This is a genomic window from Prevotella sp. KH2C16, assembly GCF_900113305.1.
GTDB lineage: Bacteria > Bacteroidota > Bacteroidia > Bacteroidales > Bacteroidaceae > Prevotella.
In genome coordinates, this window is the sequence record NZ_FOOW01000011.1 from 33,146 (window position 1) to 49,803 (window position 16,658).

General features: G+C 55.7%; 15 protein-coding genes. 12 read left to right on the top strand and 3 right to left on the bottom strand.

Features of this window, described 5'->3' with window-relative positions:
• Positions 1-180: 180 nt before the first annotated feature.
• The 12 genes from gmk to BM114_RS08730 all read left to right on the top strand — a co-directional run bounded on the left by gmk (position 181) and on the right by BM114_RS08730 (position 12,880).
• On the top strand, positions 181-1,383 hold the full coding sequence (gmk, locus tag BM114_RS08670; protein ID WP_255406475.1) for a guanylate kinase: 1,203 nt from the start codon (positions 181-183) through the stop codon (positions 1,381-1,383).
• A 65-nt stretch (positions 1,384-1,448) separates the two neighbouring features.
• Complete coding sequence (gene nadD / locus BM114_RS08675) at positions 1,449-2,096, top strand: nicotinate (nicotinamide) nucleotide adenylyltransferase (protein WP_255406476.1); 648 nt, start codon at positions 1,449-1,451, stop codon at positions 2,094-2,096.
• Between the two features lie 527 nt (positions 2,097-2,623).
• Complete coding sequence (locus BM114_RS08685) at positions 2,624-3,238, top strand: hypothetical protein (RefSeq protein WP_092112495.1); 615 nt, start codon at positions 2,624-2,626, stop codon at positions 3,236-3,238.
• 331 nt (positions 3,239-3,569) lie between these two features.
• Positions 3,570-4,184 (top strand): hypothetical protein, encoded by a 615-nt coding sequence (locus tag BM114_RS08690; protein WP_092112497.1) that lies wholly within the window; start codon positions 3,570-3,572, stop codon positions 4,182-4,184.
• A gap of 168 nt (positions 4,185-4,352) precedes the next feature.
• A complete protein-coding gene (locus BM114_RS08695; RefSeq protein ID WP_092112499.1) occupies positions 4,353-6,158 on the top strand; it encodes a phosphoethanolamine transferase in 1,806 nt (601 codons plus the stop codon).
• On the top strand, positions 6,151-7,251 hold the full coding sequence (locus BM114_RS08700) for an acyltransferase family protein (RefSeq protein WP_092112501.1): 1,101 nt from the start codon (positions 6,151-6,153) through the stop codon (positions 7,249-7,251). The genes BM114_RS08695 and BM114_RS08700 overlap by 8 nt, the downstream gene beginning before the upstream one ends.
• Positions 7,241-8,242, top strand: a complete 1,002-nt coding sequence (locus BM114_RS08705; RefSeq protein ID WP_092112503.1) for an acyltransferase family protein — start codon at positions 7,241-7,243, stop codon at positions 8,240-8,242. Before BM114_RS08700 ends, BM114_RS08705 begins: the two co-directional genes overlap by 11 nt.
• On the top strand, positions 8,239-9,117 hold the full coding sequence (locus tag BM114_RS08710) for a decaprenyl-phosphate phosphoribosyltransferase (protein ID WP_092112506.1): 879 nt from the start codon (positions 8,239-8,241) through the stop codon (positions 9,115-9,117). The genes BM114_RS08705 and BM114_RS08710 overlap by 4 nt, the downstream gene beginning before the upstream one ends.
• Positions 9,114-9,698, top strand: coding sequence for an HAD family hydrolase (locus BM114_RS08715; RefSeq protein ID WP_092112508.1), 585 nt, complete (start codon positions 9,114-9,116; stop codon positions 9,696-9,698). Before BM114_RS08710 ends, BM114_RS08715 begins: the two co-directional genes overlap by 4 nt.
• Positions 9,670-10,068 (top strand): GtrA family protein, encoded by a 399-nt coding sequence (locus tag BM114_RS08720; RefSeq protein WP_177207083.1) that lies wholly within the window; start codon positions 9,670-9,672, stop codon positions 10,066-10,068. The genes BM114_RS08715 and BM114_RS08720 overlap by 29 nt, the downstream gene beginning before the upstream one ends.
• Positions 10,065-11,465 carry a DUF6080 domain-containing protein gene (locus tag BM114_RS08725; protein WP_092112512.1) on the top strand — a complete coding sequence of 467 codons (1,401 nt, stop codon included), beginning with the start codon at positions 10,065-10,067 and terminating at the stop codon, positions 11,463-11,465. Before BM114_RS08720 ends, BM114_RS08725 begins: the two co-directional genes overlap by 4 nt.
• Positions 11,459-12,880 (top strand): DUF6080 domain-containing protein, encoded by a 1,422-nt coding sequence (locus BM114_RS08730; RefSeq protein ID WP_092112514.1) that lies wholly within the window; start codon positions 11,459-11,461, stop codon positions 12,878-12,880. The genes BM114_RS08725 and BM114_RS08730 overlap by 7 nt, the downstream gene beginning before the upstream one ends.
• Positions 12,881-13,028: 148 nt before the next feature.
• Here the strand turns inward: BM114_RS08730 and BM114_RS08735 are convergent, their stop codons facing one another.
• The 3 genes from BM114_RS08735 to BM114_RS08745 are packed head-to-tail and all read right to left on the bottom strand — an operon-like array spanning position 13,029 to position 16,656.
• Positions 13,029-13,940 carry a glycosyltransferase gene (locus tag BM114_RS08735; protein WP_092112516.1) on the bottom strand — a complete coding sequence of 304 codons (912 nt, stop codon included), beginning with the start codon at positions 13,938-13,940 and terminating at the stop codon, positions 13,029-13,031.
• Positions 13,940-14,830, bottom strand: coding sequence for a glycosyltransferase family 2 protein (locus tag BM114_RS08740; protein WP_092112518.1), 891 nt, complete (start codon positions 14,828-14,830; stop codon positions 13,940-13,942). Before BM114_RS08740 ends, BM114_RS08735 begins: the two co-directional genes overlap by 1 nt.
• The gene (locus BM114_RS08745; RefSeq protein WP_092112520.1) at positions 14,827-16,656 is read right to left on the bottom strand and encodes a glycosyltransferase; all 1,830 of its coding nucleotides are present in this window, start codon (positions 16,654-16,656) and stop codon (positions 14,827-14,829) included. Before BM114_RS08745 ends, BM114_RS08740 begins: the two co-directional genes overlap by 4 nt.
• Positions 16,657-16,658: the final 2 nt, after the last annotated feature.

Genomic DNA, 16,658 nt, shown 5'->3' on the forward strand with positions numbered 1-16,658 from the left:
TCTCAATAGGTTCCTAACTTGCTTGAGAAGGAGAACATGAGTCCTCAATGAACCGCTCTGACCTCCCCAAGGGAGGGAAAACGAAGTTCTCAATATCCACCCGAACCTCCTTAAGAGAAGGGAATTTAGCTCTCTTCAATCGTGAAAATGGGATGATGAAAGATGAAAAATCGTAAAGCAATGAGATTTAGGTATGAGACAACAGACGGTGAAGCCTATCAGATGCTGTTGGAAAAAGCCAAATGGAACAGGAATCATCCCACTCAGGCTGAGGCTCTTCTATGGAAACACTTGGTAAGTGATAAAATCGGAGCTCATTTTAGACGGCAACATCCGATATGCGGATATATTCCTGATTTCGTCTGTTTGCGCAAGAAGTTAATCATCGAGATAGATGGAGGGTATCATTTTGAAGGTGAACAGCCGGAGAAAGATGCAGAGCGTACCAGAGAACTGCAAGCACAAGGCTATAAGGTAATTCGCTTCAGTAATGAAGAAGTTTATTCAGAAATAGATAAAGTTTTACAATACATTAGACAAGCAATAATGGAAATCGAAGATAACTCAGCCTCTCCTGTGGAGCGACAAAACGCTTCAACTCGCTTCAAAGAATCCTCTCAATCGCAAAGAGCTCCTTCCCTCGGGTCAAGTCAGAGGGATATAGCGTGCCCCAAGGAAGTCCCCCATGCGCAAAGAATTCTCTCCCCCGAGGAGAGCCGGAGGGATATAGCGTGCCCCAAGGAAGCCCCCCATGCGTATAGGGCTCCCTCCCTTGGGGAGGGCTGGGGTAGGTTAATCATCTTCTCCGCCCCCTCCGGCTCGGGCAAGAGCACCTTGGTGCAGTGGCTCATGCGGGAGCATCCGGAGCTGAAGCTGGCTTTCTCCGTTTCCTGCACCTCCCGTGCGCCACGCGGAACGGAGCGGGACGGCGTGGAATACTTCTTCCTCACGCCCGGGGAATTCCGCAAGAAGATTCAGGACGGGGAGTTTCTGGAATACGAGGAGGTGTATGCCGACCGCTTCTACGGCACGCTGAAGTCGCAGGTGGAAACGCAGACGCGGCGGGGAGAGAATGTGGTCTTCGATGTCGATGTCAAAGGCGGCTGCAACATCAAGCAGTATTACGGCTCTCGGGCGTTGAGCATCTTCGTGCAGGCTCCTTCCATTGAGGAACTGGAGAGGCGGTTGCGCGCCCGGAATACAGATAGTGAGGAGGCCATCAAGAGCCGCCTTGCCAAGGCCTCTTATGAGATGACTTTTGCGCCGAAGTTCGACCATGTGGTCGTCAACGACGACCTCGAGCGTGCCAAGGAGGAAACTTACAGGATTGTGAAGGAGTTTCTGAATACCTCTCCAAGCCTCCCCAAAGGGGAGGATGTCTAATCAGCCAATCAGAGAAACATCTTCCAAAGAGGGATGATGTCTAACTCTTGTATCTCCAGAATTTAATGATGAAGACGAACGAGCAACCTCAGCTAATCAGAGAAACATCCTCCCCTTTGGGGAGGCTTGGAGAGGTATTCCCTCCCCGCATCGGCATCTTCGGCGGCTCCTTCAACCCGATTCACAAGGGGCACATCGCCCTTGCGCGCCAGATTCTCCGGAAGGCGGGGCTCGACGAGGTATGGTTTATGGTAACGCCGCTGAACCCCTTCAAGCGGGGAGCCTCCGATCTGCTCGACGATGAGCTGCGCCTCGAGATGGCACGGACGGCTCTCTCCGGCGAGGAGGGGCTCGTGGCGAGCGACTATGAGTTCCGTCTGCCCAAGCCGTCATATACCTGGGACACGCTCCAACACCTTTCCAAAGACTATCCGAATCGTGAGTTCGTCCTGATTATCGGTGCCGACAACTGGCTGAAATGGGACAAATGGTATCATGCCGGGGATATTCTCCGGAGCCACGAGCTCGTGGTCTATCCCCGTGAGGGCTGTCCCGTGGATGCAGATACGCTGCCCGAGGGGGTGCGGTTGCTGAACACCCGGCTCTACAAGATGAGTTCCACGGACATCCGCAGACGCGTGAAAGAGGGGAGGGGCATTGCCCGGCTCGTGCCTGCCAGTATCCTCGAGTTAGTCAAAAAATATTATCGTTGACCAAGGGAAGCTTCTGACATTTTGATTATTTTTGTCTGACCATAACTCCCACGAAATTCACCAACCTTACTTCCGGCCTCAAAACAGCCCTTAATTTGTGATTTCTTAAATTTCTGATAATCACGGAGTTGTAAACCAAATGCCGTTCTATAGCTTGCTGTTGACCGCGAATTTGCTTGCAAAAGGCGGCAAACAGCCCGGTAAAAGACGGCAAAGAGGAATGTCGGAAGCCGTTAGGAGGATTGTCGGAGGCCGTTAGAAGCCGACCAAAAGGCCGTCTTTTGTAAGATGGGAGGTGTCTGGAAGCCTCTTTTAAGGCTACTCTCGCTCCAGAATGCGGTTTCTTGCGCAACTTTTCGGAGTGTCTCTTTGTAAGGCAAACACCTGTTTTTCTGTCTTTTTGTCTTTGTTTCTCCTGAAAATGTTTCCCGTCCGTTTCCTCGCTTTCAAATATTTTCAGTTGACGCACCGACTTTGCAAAATAATGCTTATCTTTGCGGCAAGACAAACCCTTTAAAACCTAAGATATGGAAAAATCAATCGCTCAGCGTTCCCTGCACATGCTTTTGCCCCTTGCCCTCACGGCCCTGTTGTTTGCTGGCTGCGGTTCCGGCAAGACGGAGAAGTCGTCTGCAAGCCCCGACCTGTCGCCTCTCACGCTGATGGATACCGCCCAGATGCGCCCGAGCCTGCTGCGGGAATTGAGGAACTATATCAAGAAGTTCCCGGCTTTTAAGGCCTATATTTTGGCTCCTACCTATCTTTTCGACTGGAACGGAATAACCTCGAACGGCTCGAATGTGCACAACGACATCTTCTTCCTGCAGCCCGCCCGCTATGGGCTCTTTGACGGCAGCGAGTGGTCTATAGGCGAACTCTATCCAAGTCATTATTTCATGGTAGACGGAAAGGTGGTCTTCGTGCCCTCCCGCAGCGATGCCTATTTGGCTCAGACACCTTTAAAGGAAGTCTACGATAAGTTTGCGAACGACTTTAAGGGTTTCAGTTCTGTCAAGAGAGAATACCTATTGGTCGTGCACAAGAGAGATTCTGTCAGGATAATTTCCAGTCTCTACGAGGGAAACCTACGCACAATCACATCCCCTCCACCTGCCTTGAGGTGTATTGATTCTACGCCATAGAGGACTGAAAAGGGCACTTTGGAAGTCGCCTGTGCGGCAAATCCGGAGTGGAATGGCGACCTTCTACACAATCCATGGCTATTTTCTGTAAGATGGGAGGTGTCTTGAAGCCTCTTTTGAGATGTCTCCCGCTCCGGAATACAGTTTCTGGCGTTGCTTTTCGAAGTGTCTCTTTGTAAGGCAAACGCCTGTTTTTCTGTCTTTTTGTCTTTGTTTCTCCTGAAACTGTTTTCTGTCTCTTCTCTCGCTTTCAAATATTTTCGGCAGGCGCACCGGCTTTGCAAAATAATGCTTATCTTTGCGACAAGACAAACCCTTTAAAACCTAAGATATGGAAAAATCAACCGGTAAGTGTGCCCTGCGCATGCTTTTGTCCCTTGTCCTCACGGCCCTGCTGTTTACGGGTTGTGGTTCCGGCAGGACGGAGAAACCGTCTGCAAGCCCCGACCTGTCGCCTCTCACGCTGATGGACACCGCCCAGATGCGCCCGAGTCTGCTGCGTACGATGCGGAAGTTCATGGCTCAGTTTCCCGTCCGCAAGGCCTTTATCCTGGACTGCACTTACCTCTACAAATATGAGGGAATGCTGTCTAATGGTGTCGATATCCACAACGACATCTTCCGTTTCCAACCTGCGTATCAGTCTGCTTTCGATGGCGGCGAGTGGTCTATGGGCGATTGCTACCCCAGTCGCTATTTCGTGTTAGACGGAAAGGTGGTCTTCGTGCCCTCCCGCAGCGATGGCTTCATGCGGCAGGAGGTGCTCAAGCAGGCCTACGAAAGCATGGTGGGTGAGGATGACAGCTTCAGCTATCCCAACATGCGCTATCTGCTGGTGGTGCACGGAAAGGATTCCGTGCAGGTGCTTCCCGATTTGGAGGATGACGCCATTGAGCCGATTGTGGCGCCTGTGCACAGGGTAAAGTTCGAGCCTCCAACCCCGTAGCAGGGTCGAAAAAGGCTTTCTGCCGGTAGGGCAGGGGCAGCCCCGGGGCACGGCGATGACTTTCCGTGGTGTGGCGGGCAAAGGCTGCGGCGAGGGAATAAAACTATGTTTTATTTGCTTATCCGCTGAATTTAGTGTAACTTTGCACCCGAAATTGGGAAAGACTGCATGAAATTGCGAAATATTCTGAACAAAGTGCTCGCCCTGGGGCTGCGTCCCGTCAAGACCAATGCCGCCTTCTTCGTGGCCATGTATGTGCTTGGCGAGGTGGTGGAGTGGCTCACGCTCGTCCGGGCGCCGGGCATCCACCTCTATGGCAACCTCTGGCTCGAGCTTTTCCTCGACCTCTATGTGGTGTGCGTGGTGCTCACCCTGCTGCCCGAAGGCATTCGCCGATGGGTGCGCAGGCTGCTCTATGTAGTGCTCTATGCCGTGGCCGTGGTGGATGTCTACTGCTTCTGGAAGTTCGACTCCACGCTCACGCCCACGATGCTCCTGCTGGTGGGTGAGACCGACAGCCGCGAAGCGGGCGAGTTCCTGCGGCAGTATCTGTCGCCGGAGGTCATCTTCTCCCCCGTGGGCTGCGTGCTCTTGCTGGCCGTCCTGCATGCCGTGGGGGCGTGGAAGCAGAAGTGGATTCGGGCGAAGGCAGGGCCATTCCTCGGCAGGCTGTCGCCCGGGCTTGGTCTGCTCGTCATCGGCCTTTTCGTGTGGAGCTGTTTTTCGAGCTACGACAACAAGCGAGCCACCGCGAAGATTTACGCCAGCCGCACCATCGGCGATGTGGAGCACACGCTCACGGAGCCCGGCCACGCGGTGTTCTATACGCCCCTGTATCGCCTCGTGTTCAGTCTCTATGCCAACTCCTTAGCATCGAAGCAGATCGCGCAGCTGATAAAGACGAGCGAGAATATCGAGGTGGACAGCTGCTCCTTCCGGTCGCCGCACATCGTGCTCATCATCGGCGAGAGCTATGGCAAGCACCACTCGCAGCAATACGGCTACTTCATGCCCACCACGCCGCGGCAGACGGCGCGCGAGAAGACGGGCTTGCTCGTGAAGTTCAGCGATGTCGTGTCGCCCCATAACCTGACGAGCTTCGTCTTCAAGGATGTCTTCTCCATGCATGTCATCGGGCAGAAAGGAGAGTGGTGCGACTATCCGCTCTTCACGGAGGTGTTCCGCAAGGCGGGCTATCATGTGTCGTTCCTCACCAATCAGTTCCTGCCCAAGGCCAAGGAGGCCGTCTACGACTTCAGCGGCGGCTTCTTCCTGAACAACCCGAGGTTGAGTGCGGAGCAGTTCGACACGCGCAACGACAAGATTCATCGCTTTGACGAGGGACTCTTGGACGACTACGACGACCTCAAGGGACGGCTCGGAACCCATAACCTGACGATATTCCACCTCATCGGACAGCATGTGGGCTACAAGCTGCGGTTTCCTAAGGACAGGGCGAAGTTCTCCGCCGCCGACTACGAGAAGCGCCGGCCGGAGCTCACGCCGCGGCAGCGCAAGATGCTGAGCTACTATGATAACGCCTGTCTTTACAACGACTCGGTGGTCGACGAGATATGCCGGCGGTTTGAAAAGGAGGACGCCATCGTCATCTACATGCCCGATCACGGCGAGGAATGCTATGAGGGAACGCGAGGAATCGTATGCCGTAACCACTCCGCAAGGGTCGACTACGACCTCGCGAAATATGAGTTTGAGATTCCGTTCTGGATTTACTGCTCGCATACCTATGCCGTGAAGCATCCGGAAATCTATCATGAGATTATACAGGCAAAGGACAGAAGGTTGATGACCGACGCCCTCCCGCACCTGCTCTTGTATCTGGCGGGCATATCGGCACCCACCTATCATGCGGAATACAACATTCTGAGCCCGGACTACGACGAGCTGCGACCGCGGATATTGAAGTCGTCGGCCGACTATGACAAGTTGAGAAAGGAGGCCGGAGATGAGTAAGGAGCTGCTTACGCGGGCGGAGTGCAATGCGCTCCGGGGGCTTGCCATCATCGGCATCTTCCTCCACAACTACTGCCATTGGCTGTCGCCGATCGTGAAGGAGAACGAGTATACCTTCACCCGCCACAATGTGGAGGTGTTCGGTCAGGTGCTTTCCCATCCCGACGCGAACCTTCCCCTTCATCTGCTTTCTTTCTTCGGGCACTACGGCGTGCCGATATTCCTCTTCTTGAGTGCCTTCGGCCTGGTGAACAAATACGAGTTGGCGTCCTCCCGGAGCGTGCCTGTGGTGCCCTTCGTGAGGTATCATTACCTGAAGCTTTTCAAGATGATGATTGTGGGTTTCGTGGCTTTCGTACTCGTGGATGCCATCACGCCCGGGAGCTGGCACTACGATGTGGTGAAGGTGGTGGCGCAGTTGCTGATGCTGAACAATCTCCTTCCCGACCCCGACCACATGATCTGGCCGGGTCCCTATTGGTTCTTTGGTCTCATGTTGCAGCTCTATGTGGTCTATCGCTGCATGCTCTACAAGCGGCATTGGGGGTGGACGGCAGGACTGATGGCTGTCTGCCTCGCCGTCCAACTTTGCCTTGCGCCCGAGGGCGAGGAGCTCAACCGCTACCGGTATAACTTCATGGGGGGCATGCTTCCTTTCGGTGCGGGACTGCTCTATGCACGGTTTGGTGGACGGCTGATTGGGCGGGCGGGTCTTAAAGGCTGCTGGCTCTTCGGCGGCTTCCTGCTGTTCTCGGCATTGGTAGTGGCTATGAGCTACGACTTTGTGGCCTGGGCGGTAGTACCGTTGGCCGTCTGCGGGGCCAGCATCTGCCTCGTCAAGTGGCTCACGAGGATGCCAGGCAGCATTTCCAAGGCGGTCTTTGCAGTCCTTGAGTGGATGGGCGGCATCAGCGCGGCGCTGTTTGTCTGCCACCCGATAACGCGTAAAATCCTGATTCCCATCAGTCGCCATGGCGACATCTATACGGGACTGATCCTCTATATCGTTGCAAGCATCTGCGTGGCATGGCTCTTCAAGGAGCTCATGAAGCGCATCCCGAATCCTAAAATGAAGTTGAAAGATGAAGCTTAAGGAAATTGAACTGGCCGGTATCTCCCGCTATCGGGGGGAGTTGATGGGGGCTGCCATCCTCTTCATCATCCTCTTTCATGTGGGTTTGTCCCGCAACGACCCGTTCTTCGGGCTGCGGAGGATGGGCAATGTGGGTGTCGACATGTTCTTCTTCCTTAGCGGGATCGGTCTCTGGTTCTCGTGGCTGAAGACCCCGTCGGTCGCTCATTTCTACAAGCGACGCCTCCTCCGCATCTATCCGGCATGGCTCGTTATGGCCACGCTGTTCTATCTCCCTGACTATCTGGGCGACCGGAAGTTCTCCTCGAGCTTGCCGGACTTGGTAGGCGACATCACCGTTAACTGGGATTTCTGGATTCACGACGAGCTCACCTTCTGGTATATTCCCGCCATCCTGATGCTCTATGTCTTCGCCCCTTACTACATGATGCTCATACGCAAGCATCCCGTTTACCGATGGCTGCCGGTTGCCATGATAGCCTGGTGCGTCGTCGTGCAGTACATAACGCCCGTTCACCACGCCTTGGGGCATCTTGAAATCTTCTGGAGCCGCGTCCCCATCTTCTTCATCGGCATCAATTGTGCGGAACAGGTGCGGCAGAAGCGAACGCTCGAGGCCTCCTCCCTGTGGCTGGTTCTCCTCTTGTTCGTGATGACCTTTGCGTCGTGTGTCTATCTGGAGCAGTTCCTTCACGGGCGTTTTCCCCTCTTCCTGGAGCGCATGCTGTATATTCCGATGACGGTATCGGGCATTATCCTGCTGGTAATTGTCTTCCGCCATGCCGGGAAATGGTTCTCCCGGTGGCTGGCTTTTGTGGGTACCTTGAGCCTTGAGATTTACCTCATACACGCCCATTTCGTGCTTCCGCACCTCGAAAAGCTGGGCTGGACTTATTGGCCGAAGGCCTTAAGCTGTGCCGCCGTCAGCATTCCGCTGGCCTGGCTGTTGCACCATGCTATTGGTTTTATCATGAAAAGAATCACGAAATGAAGAATATCCTAAGACTGATACGGCTTCGCCAATGGGTGAAAAACCTCTTCGTGCTCGTGCCTCTGTTCTTCGGAGGTGCCCTGCTGAATGCCGAAGCCGTCTTTGCGGGCATTATCACTCTCGCCTCGTTCTGCTTCGTAGCCTCGTCGATATACTGCCTGAACGACATCCGAGATGTCGAAGCCGACCGGCGGCACCCCGTGAAATGTAAGCGGCCGATAGCCTCGGGTGCGGTAACCATTGGCCAGGCCTACGCCTTTATGATAGTGATGTTTGCACTTTCGTTAGCCGTCTTGTTCCTGCTTCCGGCTCATCAGCTGGAGGTGGGAGGAGTGATTGTCTTCTATTTTGTCCTGAATGTAGCCTACTGTTTGAAGCTCAAGGAGTATGCCATCGTGGATGTCTGCATCGTGGCTTTCGGCTTCGTGCTCCGCATCTTGGCGGGAGGTGTCGCCGCGGAGGTGGTTCTCAGCAAGTGGATTATCCTCATGACCTTCCTTCTGACGCTGTTCCTGAGCTTCGCGAAGAGGCGCGACGATGTGCTTCGGATGGACGAAACGGGCATCGCGCCGCGGAAGAATACCATCCGATATAACCTCACTTTTATCAATCAGGCCATCACTATCACCGCCTCGGTAACGCTGGTGTGTTACATCATGTATACTGTTTCGCCCGAGGTTGTTGCCAATCTGCACACCGAGAACTTATATCTCACGAGCGTATTCGTGCTTGTGGGTCTGCTCCGCTACATCCAGATAGCGGTGGTAGACCAGCAGAGCGGCGACCCGACGAAGGTGATTCTCAAGGACCGCTTTACCCAACTGGTGGTCTTGGCATGGCTCATATCCTTCCTTTTCATCATCTATGTGGCATGAAACAGGTGTGGGTGTTTGACTTCGACGGTACGATTACCCGGCGCGATTCGCTGCTTGAGTTCATCCGGTTTGCCTCAGGCAACGGGCGTTTCTGCCTCGGATTCCTACTCTATAGTCCGCTGCTCGTGCTCATGAAATTGCGTCTCTATCCCAACTGGAAAGCCAAGCAGAAGGTCTTCTCTTACTTTTTCAGGGGCAAGACGACAGCGGAATTTGATGCTCTGTGCCGCTCTTTTGTAGAGGAGAAACGGTCTCTGATACGACCGGAGGCCGCTGAGAAGATAGCCGAAGGCCGTCGGCAGGGGGTGCAGGTGATGGTTGTGAGCGCGAGTGTCGACAACTGGGTGCAACCCTTCTTCCCGTCAGTCAAGGTGCTGGGGACGAAGGTTGAGGTGGCCGATGGTCGGCTTACGGGCCGCTTTCTGACCAGGAACTGCTATGGCGCGGAGAAGGTAAACCGCCTCAAGGAGGTGCTCACCGACCCTCGGGAGGCATACCATATCGTGGCTTTCGGCGACAGCCGGGGCGACAAGGAACTTCTGGAATATGCGGATGAAGGATATTTTAGGCCGTTTGGATGAAACCAAGAGGCGATGGTTAGGCGAGGTGGTGCGCTTCGGAATCGTAGGAATCACCGCCACGCTGATTCAGTATCTGGTCTACTGGGTCTGCCTGCGCTGGTTCAGTCCGGGGCTTTCGCTCACCGTGGGATATGTCGTGAGCTTCCTCTATAACTTCTATGCGTCCACGCATTTCACCTTCCGGGTGAAGGCAAATGCCCGGCACGGGGCGGGCTTCCTGCTCTCCCACGGAGTCAACTATCTGCTCCAGATGCTCACGCTGCAGTTCTTTCTCTGGCTGGGAGTCGGCGAGCAGTGGGCTCCGATACCGATGTTTGCCATCTGCGTGCCCGTGAATTTCTTGTTGGTTAGATATTTTTTGAAGCGATGAAGATAGGGAGTCTCTTTCAAATCAGGCGCGAGGAACGCTGGATTGCACTGTCGATCCTGCTCCTGCTGGTGGCTCTGAATGCCCTGACAATACTCAAATATGCCGCCCTTTTTACGCCCCTCCAGGGTAATTACTGGAACCTTTTCATCGGCAGATTCCATGTATCGGGCTTTGATCCGATCACCTATTATGTGGTTTCAGACTGGGAAGCGCGCTACAATGTCTATCGCCATCCGCTCTTGAGCTTCCTCATGTGGGTGCCCTATGTCGTCAACCGGGGTTGCATGGTGCTCTTCGGCATCAACTGCGTGCAGTTCATCGTCGCCTTGATGCTCATCTTCGCCGCCTTCTACGCCTTCATCTTCCTGCATCGTATATGTCGGGATGTGATAGGATTAGGGCGTTTTGACTCCGCCCTGCTCAGCTTTTTCCTCTATTCATTCGCCTTCGTGATGCTCTCGGCGATGGTGCCCGACCACTTCATTCTCTCCATGTTTGTGCTCTTGCTGACGCTCTATGTCTCGGGAATACTGATAAGAGAACACCGGAAAATGGGCATCTGGCAGACCGTCGTGCTGTTTTTCCTCACGGCGGGAATCTCCCTGAACAATGGCCTGAAGGTCTTTCTGGCTGGACTTTTCGTAAACCGAGGCCGCTTTTTCCACATTCGCTATCTGCTTCTTGCCGTCATTTTGCCGGCTTTGCTGCTATGGATGGGGGCACGGTATGAATACCACTATCTGGTGGCTCCCGGTGAGAATGCCCGCCATGCACAGCAAGCTAAGCGCAAGGCGGAGAAGAAACGCCGGGATTCCATCCGTCTGGCGGAGGCCGTGAAGCTGCGTCAGACGCCGGGAGACACCGCCCGCAAGACGGCTCCGAAACCCAAGCCGAAGCGGCGCGTGCGGCAAGGCGCGCCGTTCATGCAGGGCCAGTTCATGCGCTGGAGCGACAAGACCACGCCCCGATGGGAGTCTGTCGTGGAGAACTTGTTTGGTGAAAGCATCCAGCTTCACCCCGATTACCTGCTGCAAGACGAGTTTCGGGTGCGCCCGATGATCGTGAAATACCGCTGGACGGTCAACTATGTAGCGGAGGGCTTGCTCGTGCTGCTCTTCCTCGTGGGCATCTGGTGCGGGCGACGCAGTCGTTTCCTGTGGCTCGCCCTGTCGTGGTTTGCGCTCGACCTGTTGCTCCACATCGGACTGGGCTTCGGCATCAACGAGGTCTATATCATGTCGGCACACTGGATTTTCGTCATCCCCATTGCCGTCGGCTATCTCCTGAAAGGCCTGTCCGCCTTGCCCCGCAGGATTGTCAGGACGGTTCTCGTGCTGCTGACCCTCTACCTATATGTTTATAACGGATACTTTATAATCGACTACATGACATGCTGAAGATATTCAAGATCAAGCCCGAGGAACGATGGCTGGCCGTCGTCGCCCTGCTCTTCGTGGGCACACTCAACGCCTTGGTGGTGGCAGAATACTTCCCGCCGCTGGCCCAACCAGCTGCCGACTACCACAGCCTTGCCCGAGACACCTTTCATATCTCGGGCTTCGACGCGTGGACCTATTCCATCTTGAGCGACTGGCACGGCTGGGAATTCAATATCTATCGCCACCCGCTATTAGCCGTTTTCTGTCTTGTTCCTTTCCTGTTGAACCAAGCATTGCTGGCTCTTACGGGCGTGAACTGTGCCGTTCCCATCATGGCGGTCATCGAATTGTTTTTCGGATTCTACTCCGTTATTTTCCTTTACCGCATCCTGCGCGAGGTGGTGGGTGCCTCCCGTCCCGATGCGACGCTGCTCACCGCCCTGTTTTTCACCTTTGCCTTCATCATCCTTACCGTCATGGTGCCCGACCACTTTAATATGTCGATGTGTATGATGCTCATCTGCCTCTACATAGCGGGTGTCAAAATCGGGAAGAAGCGGTTGATGACCGTGTGGCAGACGGTGCTCCTCTTCCTCTTCACGGCGGGCGTATCGCTCAACAACGGGATAAAGATTTTCCTCGCGGCACTATTCACCAATGGGCGCAGATTCTTCCATCCGCGCTACCTGTTGCCTGCCGTCATCCTTCCCGCGGCCGTGATGTGGGGCATCGCCGTGCTCGAGTTTCAGGTCTGGGCACAGCCTTTGGAGACGGCGGCGCACCAGCGCATGGCCGCCCGCAACCGCTTTGTCAGGGACAGCGTGTATCAGGCCTTTCGGCAACGGCATCCTGAAATGGACAGCGCCGGCATCAAGGCCGCGGCCGACAAGGAGCTCAAGCGCATGGCCTACAAGAAGTATCTGGCCAATCATACCAACCCGAAGATTGGCCGTCCGATGTCGAAGAAGGGCTTCATGGCGTGGACCGACAAGGAGACCGACCGCTGGCGCAGCGTGGTGGAGAACCTTTTCGGCGAGTCGTTACAGCTTCACAAGGCCAACCTTCTCCAGGATATCATGAAGGACAAGCGGCCGATGATCGTGCCGTATGAGAAGGATTACTACTATGGGATTGAGGCTTTGCTGGTCTTGCTGTTCCTTGCAGGCGTCTTCTTTGCCCGTCGCAGCAGGTTTTTCTGGCTCGTCTTCTCGTGGTTTGCGTTCGATATGGCCATCTATATCGTACTGGGCTTCGGCATCAACGAGGTCTACATCATGACCTCGCAATGGGCTTTCATCCTCCCGATAGCCATGGCCTTCCTCTTCCGTGATACCCGCGGATGGCTCCGCATGGCGTTGCGGGCGACGACGGGAGCACTCGCCTTGTATCTCATTATCTATAACGGCAGCCTGATCTTGACGCACCTGAGCTGACCTCGTGCGGCCGTTGTCTTGACGGTCTGCCGTCAGAAGCTTGACAAAATCGGCGATTTTGTCAGACAATCTCGCCGATTTTGTCCCACGATTTCGCCGATTTTGTCGCGCTGAAAGCCGTTAGAAAGAAACGGTCTTGCCGTCGGCCTTAGAATCGGAACCAGCCTTTCACCATGCCGCGGAGCCGTCTGAAGACTTTTGCCCGGAAGCTGTTGGTGCGGCCGTAGTAGCGTTCGAAGGCCTTACGGGCGGCTTCGTTTTCCTCGACGGGCGATATTTTCTCCACCCGGAGAGGCTGCATCCACAGGCGGGAGACATAGGGATCGCCCGAGATGGAGTTCGTGCCCGACCCGTCGAGACCCTCGTTGGAGACGAGGGAACGCCCTACATTCAGCGACAGGATGTCCTCTAAGAAGAGCGAGGCGTTCCAACGGATGGCCCAGGAATTGTTTTTCCCCTCAATCTGACGGCGCAGCATGCGTGTGAAGCCGTAGGTGCCGTTGAAGTCGAAGCGTCTCGTGAGTCTTCTTTCCTCTAATTTCCGCAAAAGTTCCCGCCCGTCGGGATTGAAGTGCGCCCACGCCCGTTGCCAGGTGGCCCACCCCCAACTACCCGTCCATTGGATGAGGAAGGTGTCGGGCAGGGTGGCATCCTGCGTGAAGTCGCACGCCTGGATGTGTCCCACGCGGGGCTCGTCCTTGTAGGTCTCGAGGGCCTCGTTCATGAACCGTAGGAAGTAGGGCGACACCACGAGGTCGTCTTCGAGCACGATGACGCGCCCGTGCCGGTTGATAACCGTCGACACGCCGTCGATCACATTGCGGGCTAACCCCCAGTTCTCGGTACGCTCGATGATGTGCACCTGCCTGAAACCGGTGGCACCATGCACGGTTTTCCTCACCTGCCTGACGGCCTCCTCATCGGCTGCCGACCGTGCCGCGTCGGAATAGACATAGAGTTCTGAATCCTTCGCCTCCGCGTTTTGCAGGAGCGAGGCCAGTCCCCGCTCCACATGGAGGGGGCGATTATAGACAAAGAGTAATATCGGTGCAAGTTCCATTATACATAGTTTCTTAGGTCTACATGCTGTGAAAGTTCGCGCGCCTTGACCACTTCTCCCGTGCGGAAGAGCAGTCCGAGGCCGATGGAGAGATAGGTGAAGCCGTAGCCCCAGCGGCCCTTGGCAAACGACTGCAGGGACTTCTTGCCCACCGCCAGCACGCCTAAGGCGAAGGCCTTGCCGAAGGCGTAGTTGATATTGGTGTATTCCGAGAGGTGATAGACGCGCTCCGTGCGGAAGAACGACTGCCTCGTCTGCTGCCGGAACTCACGGTCGTGGTAGCCGAAGACGGTCGGTACGAAGCCCGTTCGCCATCCGTAGTGGTGCAAACGGTTGGAGAGGTCCTTGTCTTCGCCGTAGTGATAGAAGACGGGAGCGAAGAATCCCACCTCGCGCAGCGCCTTCATGGGCATATACCAGATGGCCGCGTTGATGAAGGGCACCTCTATGAGCTCGTCTTTCGGCAGGTTTTCGGGGCTGTCGATGCCGCAGTAGACGCTGAAGCCGTGCTCTATCTTATCGCCGTTGCCCGTCAGATGGACGGGCGAGAGAACCCCGAAGTCGGGATGGCGGCGACTGGTCTCCACGAGGGCGGCCAGGGTGTCGGCGTCAATCCATGCGTCCTGGTTCAGCAGGAGCACGCCGTCGTAGTCTTCACGGTCGGCCTTGTGCAGCCCGATGTTGTTCGCCTTGCCGAAGCCGAGGTTGCTCTTGTTCTCGATGAGGGTTATTTCCGGGTAGCGTTCCCGCAGGGTTCTCACGGTGTCGTCCCTGGAGCCGTTGTCCAGAACGATGATGTCTACCGGCATCGAGGACGCCTTCAGGGAACCCAGACAGCGGTTCATCCACTTCGTGAAGTTATAGGAAACGATGATGGCGAGTATTTTCATGACGGGTCTTTTTTGATGATTTCTACTTCAATTCGTCCTATGGTGGCGGCCGTGAGGGAGTAGGTGCTGCCGAAGGAGCCGATGATGCGGCGGGTGCGCGACAGGGTGTAGAGCTCCACGAGGGCGTCTTCCATGCCCTCGGGCGTGCCTCTCTCCGCTTTCCGGGGCAGGGTGATGATGCGCCCGGGGAACTCTCTGCGCAGGTCGACCTTTACTTCCTCGTCGTCGGAAGCCAGATAGAAGCGGGTGTCTTCGGGCTCTTCCCGCATGCGGGCGACGAACAGCGAGGTGGGACTATACTGTATGGAGCGTTCCTGATCGGTGCGGCGGATGTGCACGCCGACCACTTTCCCGTTGAAACCGGCGGTCGTCAGGTCGATTCGCTGCTGTAGCTCGGAGACAGGACGGAAACCGTCGAAGGCGTCGGCGGGGATGTTCTGTGCCATGAAATACACATGGCTGGCAAGCCATACCTTCCTGCCCTGCGCCCAGGAGGTGAAGTTGAAGCCGGCATACATGCGCCGCGTGGCTTCCTCCTCGTCCATCCTTGCGTCAAAGAAGAGCTTTTGAAAGAGCCTTGGAAGCTGGAGGTTGCGCTTGCGGGGACGGTCGTAGACCAGCTTGTCGACGAGCGTTGCCTGTCGCAGGGATACCCCCTCGATGTCGAGCGGACGGAAAAGACGGTCGAAGCGGCAGCCCAGTCCCCAGTCTTCAAACCACAGGACGGTGAGCTTTGTGTTGCATTCCTTCGCCAGGCGGACGGCTGCCGAGATGGCTTTCATGCGGTTGCCGAGACCGCCGGAGGGTACGAAGACGATGCTTCCAGCAGCCCGCTGCCGGATTCGGGGTAAAGGAATGAACTTTGAAACCACCTTCCGGCATGTCGTCAGCGTGTGTTTCAGTAGTGAGGGGTTTTGCTCCGAGACCTTCAGAAACTCGGTTTCCCTCGTGATGTCGGCCTCCGTCCACTCGGGCATATACTGATGGGCGAGCTGTAGGAAATCGTCGGCATCGGCGTCTTCACCCTCGCTTCGGAGGAGGATTGACTGGTTGAGGCAGTTGCGGGCGTTGGCTTTGCGGAGCAGAGCGTAGACCTCCCGGTCGCGTTCCTGGAAGTAGCCGAGGAGCAGGTCTCGGTTTTTCAGGGAGATGAGGGCACGCTTCTTGCGCCCTCCTCCCGTCCAGATGCTCGACTCGAGCTTGCGATAGACCGCCATCACGCGCCTCATGTAGTAGACATCCCCATGCTGCGCGTTGAGCATGTGCATGATGAAGTCGTAGCTCGTAACCTGGTCCATCCAGTCGGGGAGCGGTCCGAAGAGGCCGCGGCGATAGAATACGGAGACATTGGTGATGGGGTTGCAGAGGGCAAGATCGTGCAAGGAGACGGTCTCTTTCTGGCCTCCGTTGCTGAGGCTCTTGGTTCCGTTGGCCTCATAGAAGTTCACCACGCGATGGAAACACATGCTGTATTGTGGGTGGGCATCCATGAAGTCGGCCTGTATCTGGAGCTTGCGCGCGTCCGTCCAGTAGTCGTCAGCCTCGCAGACGGCGATGTACTGTCCTCTTGCGAGGTTATAGGTCTCGATGTAATTGCGCGCCAGTCCGAGGTTCTCGGTGTTCTCGTGGAGGACGATCTGTTCCGGATAGCGCTCCTTCCAGGCCTGGCAGCGGGTCAGGGTGCCGTCGCAGCTGTGGTCGTCGCCGATGATGAGCTCTATCGGGAACGAGGTCTGCTGCAAGACCACGCTGCGGATGGCCTCGTCGATGTATTGCTCTTGGTTGTAGGCGAGCATCAGCACGCTCACCTTGATGGCGTTCTCCATAT

Bases quoted from the DNA above. Each gene is read 5' to 3' on its own strand.
- gmk (WP_255406475.1), top strand. From the start codon at position 181: ATGAGATTTAGGTATGAGACAACAGACGGTGAAGCCTATCAGATGCTG.
- nadD (WP_255406476.1), top strand. From the start codon at position 1,449: ATGATGAAGACGAACGAGCAACCTCAGCTAATCAGAGAAACATCCTCC.
- BM114_RS08685 (WP_092112495.1), top strand. From the start codon at position 2,624: ATGGAAAAATCAATCGCTCAGCGTTCCCTGCACATGCTTTTGCCCCTT.
- BM114_RS08690 (WP_092112497.1), top strand. From the start codon at position 3,570: ATGGAAAAATCAACCGGTAAGTGTGCCCTGCGCATGCTTTTGTCCCTT.
- BM114_RS08695 (WP_092112499.1), top strand. From the start codon at position 4,353: ATGAAATTGCGAAATATTCTGAACAAAGTGCTCGCCCTGGGGCTGCGT.
- BM114_RS08700 (WP_092112501.1), top strand. From the start codon at position 6,151: ATGAGTAAGGAGCTGCTTACGCGGGCGGAGTGCAATGCGCTCCGGGGG.
- BM114_RS08705 (WP_092112503.1), top strand. From the start codon at position 7,241: ATGAAGCTTAAGGAAATTGAACTGGCCGGTATCTCCCGCTATCGGGGG.
- BM114_RS08710 (WP_092112506.1), top strand. From the start codon at position 8,239: ATGAAGAATATCCTAAGACTGATACGGCTTCGCCAATGGGTGAAAAAC.
- BM114_RS08715 (WP_092112508.1), top strand. From the start codon at position 9,114: ATGAAACAGGTGTGGGTGTTTGACTTCGACGGTACGATTACCCGGCGC.
- BM114_RS08720 (WP_177207083.1), top strand. From the start codon at position 9,670: ATGAAGGATATTTTAGGCCGTTTGGATGAAACCAAGAGGCGATGGTTA.
- BM114_RS08725 (WP_092112512.1), top strand. From the start codon at position 10,065: ATGAAGATAGGGAGTCTCTTTCAAATCAGGCGCGAGGAACGCTGGATT.
- BM114_RS08730 (WP_092112514.1), top strand. From the start codon at position 11,459: ATGCTGAAGATATTCAAGATCAAGCCCGAGGAACGATGGCTGGCCGTC.
- BM114_RS08735 (WP_092112516.1), bottom strand. From the start codon at position 13,940: ATGGAACTTGCACCGATATTACTCTTTGTCTATAATCGCCCCCTCCAT.
- BM114_RS08740 (WP_092112518.1), bottom strand. From the start codon at position 14,830: ATGAAAATACTCGCCATCATCGTTTCCTATAACTTCACGAAGTGGATG.
- BM114_RS08745 (WP_092112520.1), bottom strand. From the start codon at position 16,656: ATGGAGAACGCCATCAAGGTGAGCGTGCTGATGCTCGCCTACAACCAA.